Genomic DNA, 4,168 nt, shown 5'->3' on the forward strand with positions numbered 1-4,168 from the left:
TCCTAATACTGTGCAGTCTTTTCCTCGCTTGTTTGTATGATTGATTAAATAAAAACCAAAGATTGCTAATACTGCGCCCATCACGCTCCAAAAAATTGTCATTTCAACCATTATTTTTTTCCACCTTCAAATTTACTTTTCCGAACTTCACTAAGTTTTCTAAATATCTTACTTGCTGAGCCACATATGCTTCTTCTTTGCAACATTCCAAGCGATGATTGACATCGCTTAGAACTGACAAAGGAAAATCATATTTGCTTATTAACTCATTGATTTTATCCATCGTTTTCACTAGTCACTACTTGGCTCATTGATTTTAATAGTTCTTGTTCCTCATCAGTCAATCCTCCGTTTTTAGGACGTAAGACCTCCTCAGCATAGTAATAGTTACCTGCTTTATCATGTTCACCAGCAATTCCTGTTGCATATTTGTTATACAAAGGTGTTTTACAACTAGGACATTTTGTAAATACATTGCCATATTTGGTTATATTTCTGCCTCTATACCTACATACAGGACATGTGACTTCTGCTTGAACCCATTTTGGAATATTGTTTTCTACAGATTTCGTTTTTGCTTCTTTGTTGGTGTTGGTTGTTTCGCTATCTTCTTTGATAAATAAAGCTTCAAAATTTCCTGTAGCCAATTGATGTGCTGCAATTATTTCTTGTGTGTCTAATTCTCGCTCCGATTTAATTGTTACTGTGATTTCTTTGCCTTGAATGACTGTTCTCATTTTATTTCCTCCTAAAAAATAGATTGCCAAATGATTACTGCTAACTTCATTAAAGCCCCCACAAGCATAAGAATGAGAGCAAGAACAAAAGTACATCCTAATAAATCGCTGATAATATCAAACCAATTTTCGATTTTTTTCATTTCTTTAATCCTCCAACTTTGCAGTCAACCCAAATGGCAACTGAATTTTGGGCGGAAATACCCAGAGATGATACATATTGGCTTCATCCACTAATTCACTCATTTTTGGAAAAAACTCTATAGCTTCACGTTCTTCTCCAAATAATTCATTTTTGATTCTTTGTTTTTCTCGCCAAGGAATATCCGTGTTTTCAATGTTACGAATAGCCGCATGAAGTACTGGACCATATTCTTTTGTCTCAACAGTCCGAACTAAAACGGCAAAACTACCATCCGTGTAGCCTCTATCCATTTCAGCAACCCAACCGTGACATCTATTGGTTGATTTTGGGCTTGCTCCTTGTCGCCAATTTTTAGGCAACGGCGAGCGCATACCTTTAACTCTATCGAAACTTTTGCGTTCTTTTTTATTCATTTTTCCTCAACCTTCCTGATATTAATTTCCAAAAGCCTTTCTTACTTCATATGCATCATTAATGATTTTCGTTAATGTATCAGAAGGATAGATACGCTTATTCATGACTTTCTTATCTTGTTCATAAAGCCAGTCGAGCTTCTCTATTGTTCCATCATCAAGCGAATACCTTGGGCGTTTCTTCTTAGGTGGGACATCTTTTTTATTCAACTGTCCCACCTACTTTTTTGTTCTGCGTTTCTTCCGCATTTTTTTAACTGCATGTTCAGGGAAATTTTGGTATTTCCAGTTTAAAAATCTGCCAGAAGAAACTCCTACCGCTTTTTGTATGTCTCTAGATAAATAACCGAGATCAATTAAGTGTTTATATTTTTCATAGGTCAGTTCACTTAATTCCATCTTTGGCAACGGTCTTGATGTTCCCATTAAATCAGAACTAATTTTTTTGCTAATTGATTGAACAGTTTTAAGCTCTTCTTCTGTTAAGTCATTGACAGAACGACCTGCCATTAATACAATAAGTTGCTTTCTTGCTCTAATTTTCTCTTCTTTGGTTACGTTCATACAATCATCCTTCATATATAATTAGATGTGCTATTCCCCTGTGCCGATGTCGACTCTTTTTTCCGTTTCAAATATTCTTCAAAACGTCGGTCAATTTCAGCTTTTTTATTAGGGTCTAGTGCATTTTCTTCTTGCTGTTTATCTACCCAGTCAGGTAACTTTTCACGTCGCACATTATTTTGATATTTTGAATTTGAAGATTTTGCCTGCTGATTTTTCCGTTTTTCCTCTTCACCTTCAATAGCAGCCTTACTAAATAGACGTTTGTTGAAACGATTCTTGAGAATACCTTCTAAATATTTCCATCTGCGATTATTATTTTCGATTGCTGTATTTACACCATGGATCATCCAAGCATCTGCTTGTTCAATGGTCAATCCTGCTTCTTCTAGGTCTTTTAACCAAAAATTGATATTGTCTCCCATAGTATTTCCATACGGACTACCGAACCCATTTTTTTCGAGATAAGAATATATTTGGAGCGAATACTGTTCTGATTCAGTAGTATTTTCTTTACTTTTATTTTCTTTACTTTCCTTTACTTTACTTTGTGGATTAATGTTTACATTATCTCCATTAGAAGAAGAGTTAATGTTTACATTAATTACGTATTGGGTTGGTTTTGGTGATTTTCGTCTTTTTGTTGCTTCGAAGTACACGGCTTGGATGTTTTCAGATGTCAGCACCTTAGCCGAATTGAACAGGTCTTCGTTAAAGAATTCCCACGCAACCAAGCGGGCTACAATCTGATCTAATAATTCCTTACTTACTCCAGGCAGGCGTTTTAAAAGGGTCGCTTTGGTTAAATCATTCCACACAATGAAGTATCCTTTTTTATATACCGCACATAGCAGTTTGATAACCGCAAGCTCACCTTTTATGCCAAATTCCCCAGCAATAGCCTCTATTTTTTCATCTTCGAAAATATCAACATCAAGTGGAAAATAATCAAGACCATCCTTTGTAGGTCTTGCCAAGTCATTACCTCCTAGTACTTATGCAGTTTCTAATTCAAAATATCCTTGTAATACTTCCTGCTCTTTAAATTCATCTAAAACTTTCTTAGAAGTAAGCTTCAGTTTTAAAATATCTTCTTCCTCTAATCGAACCGGAATAATCTGATTCGCTTTAACGAAATAATTTATACCTTGCTGATGCTGTAGTTGGTGATGTTTACGACATAGTGCCATGAGCAGCAATAAACGATGATCGGTTCTCTTTCTATTTTTTCCTGCTCCCACTGATTGAAAGTGAGCAATGTCTGCATGTTCGCCACAAAGACAACATTTTCGATGTTTCAAAGAGGAATAAAACCAATAATCATCTTCTAGAAGATAAATGTAATCTCCAGGAAGCTCGATATTTGCTTCTAGGACAAAATCAATTAAGAAATGAATCCATTGGTTAGCCTCATGACGAGTAGCTAACCGATGGGAAAACACTTCTCCTGTTCTTCCTTTGTAGTAATATTTCATCAATAGCTCTGTTCTTTCAGGGTAGTCGTTGCTATATCTCGCAATATCCCGAATCAATGAATGAGAAAGAGCATTTTGCTTTGATGTAATCTTTCGATTGTCATGGACCTTTACTTCTACATAAAGTTCTTGTCCATCCGCTAATAAATTTAAAAACTCACGATTGATTGGCTTACTAGACTGTATTCGAAACCAATTATTTTTCACTTCAAATACTTTAGCTAGGAATCTCATTCATCCATCTCCACCTGATACTTCACGCCTAAATCTTCGATTGTCTTTTTGATAATGGAAATTTGTTTTGCCGTTCCTGTGATATTTAAAGTAAATGAGTAAGTCGGTTCATCTTCGCTTTCTTCTGCATGTAGTTCTTTGTGTACTTCTACAGCCGTTTTATTTGGTAAAGCTTGCTTGATTTCTGCTTCTGCTTTTTCTAGTTCCCTTTGTTCTTGCTCTAAAACTTCCTTAGCTGCTGCATCTATCTTTGGAAAGATATTAGCAGCCGTTAAGCCTTCATCAATCAACATGACCCAAGAATGTGGTTCTAGCTTGTTTGCCTTTGCGTAACTTTCAACTAGTTTTTTATTCTGTTCTCTTGTGTCTTTTCTTTGTTTTATCTCAATACATTCAGCTAGAATCTCTTTTTCAATCTTTTTAGTAAGTTTATTTTTAGCAGTAAAGTTTGAAGAGTTAAGCCATGAAGACTTCAACTCTATTTCTGAAACTTCTAATCCATAATTGGTAGCTTGTTCGGTTAGTTCAGCTAACACAATTACTTTTCGATCTTCCTTAGTTTTTTCTTCAAATTCTTTGATTTGAGAATCAATTTTATTC

General features: G+C 35.3%; 9 protein-coding genes. All 9 read right to left on the reverse strand.

Going from position 1 to position 4,168, the window contains the following annotated elements:
• Positions 1-103: 103 nt before the first annotated feature.
• Positions 104-283 (reverse strand): DUF6877 family protein, encoded by a 180-nt coding sequence (locus RW092_RS01730; protein WP_252702777.1) that lies wholly within the window; start codon positions 281-283, stop codon positions 104-106.
• Complete coding sequence (locus RW092_RS01735) at positions 276-737, reverse strand: hypothetical protein (RefSeq protein ID WP_316002668.1); 462 nt, start codon at positions 735-737, stop codon at positions 276-278. The genes RW092_RS01730 and RW092_RS01735 overlap by 8 nt, the downstream gene beginning before the upstream one ends.
• 11 nt (positions 738-748) lie before the next feature.
• Complete coding sequence (locus RW092_RS01740) at positions 749-880, reverse strand: hypothetical protein (RefSeq protein ID WP_316002667.1); 132 nt, start codon at positions 878-880, stop codon at positions 749-751.
• A 4-nt stretch (positions 881-884) separates the two neighbouring features.
• Positions 885-1,295 (reverse strand): DUF7694 domain-containing protein, encoded by a 411-nt coding sequence (locus RW092_RS01745; RefSeq protein ID WP_316002666.1) that lies wholly within the window; start codon positions 1,293-1,295, stop codon positions 885-887.
• 21 nt (positions 1,296-1,316) lie between these two features.
• Entirely contained in the window at positions 1,317-1,514 is a 198-nt protein-coding gene (locus RW092_RS01750) for a hypothetical protein (RefSeq protein WP_316002665.1), read from the reverse strand.
• Positions 1,515-1,859, reverse strand: coding sequence for a hypothetical protein (locus RW092_RS01755; RefSeq protein WP_316002664.1), 345 nt, complete (start codon positions 1,857-1,859; stop codon positions 1,515-1,517). It abuts the gene before it with no gap.
• Between the two features lie 11 nt (positions 1,860-1,870).
• Positions 1,871-2,836 carry a Lin1244/Lin1753 domain-containing protein gene (locus tag RW092_RS01760; RefSeq protein WP_316002663.1) on the reverse strand — a complete coding sequence of 322 codons (966 nt, stop codon included), beginning with the start codon at positions 2,834-2,836 and terminating at the stop codon, positions 1,871-1,873.
• An 18-nt stretch (positions 2,837-2,854) separates the two neighbouring features.
• Positions 2,855-3,568 (reverse strand): putative HNHc nuclease, encoded by a 714-nt coding sequence (locus RW092_RS01765; protein ID WP_316002662.1) that lies wholly within the window; start codon positions 3,566-3,568, stop codon positions 2,855-2,857.
• A partial coding sequence (locus RW092_RS01770) for a DUF1351 domain-containing protein (protein ID WP_316009346.1) occupies positions 3,565-4,168 on the reverse strand: 604 nt, incomplete at its 5' end. The genes RW092_RS01765 and RW092_RS01770, both read right to left, overlap by 4 nt.

The sequence above is a fragment of the Paenibacillus sp. 3LSP genome (assembly GCF_032465655.1).
GTDB classification, from domain to species: domain Bacteria; phylum Bacillota; class Bacilli; order Paenibacillales; family Paenibacillaceae; genus Fontibacillus; species Fontibacillus barengoltzii.

What these genes read in the sequence shown, in the direction of transcription:
- RW092_RS01730 (WP_252702777.1), bottom strand. Translation starts at nt 283, where the DNA reads ATGGATAAAATCAATGAGTTAATAAGCAAATATGATTTTCCTTTGTCA.
- RW092_RS01735 (WP_316002668.1), bottom strand. Translation starts at nt 737, where the DNA reads ATGAGAACAGTCATTCAAGGCAAAGAAATCACAGTAACAATTAAATCG.
- RW092_RS01740 (WP_316002667.1), bottom strand. Translation starts at nt 880, where the DNA reads ATGAAAAAAATCGAAAATTGGTTTGATATTATCAGCGATTTATTAGGA.
- RW092_RS01745 (WP_316002666.1), bottom strand. Translation starts at nt 1,295, where the DNA reads ATGAATAAAAAAGAACGCAAAAGTTTCGATAGAGTTAAAGGTATGCGC.
- RW092_RS01755 (WP_316002664.1), bottom strand. Translation starts at nt 1,859, where the DNA reads ATGAACGTAACCAAAGAAGAGAAAATTAGAGCAAGAAAGCAACTTATT.
- RW092_RS01765 (WP_316002662.1), bottom strand. Translation starts at nt 3,568, where the DNA reads ATGAGATTCCTAGCTAAAGTATTTGAAGTGAAAAATAATTGGTTTCGA.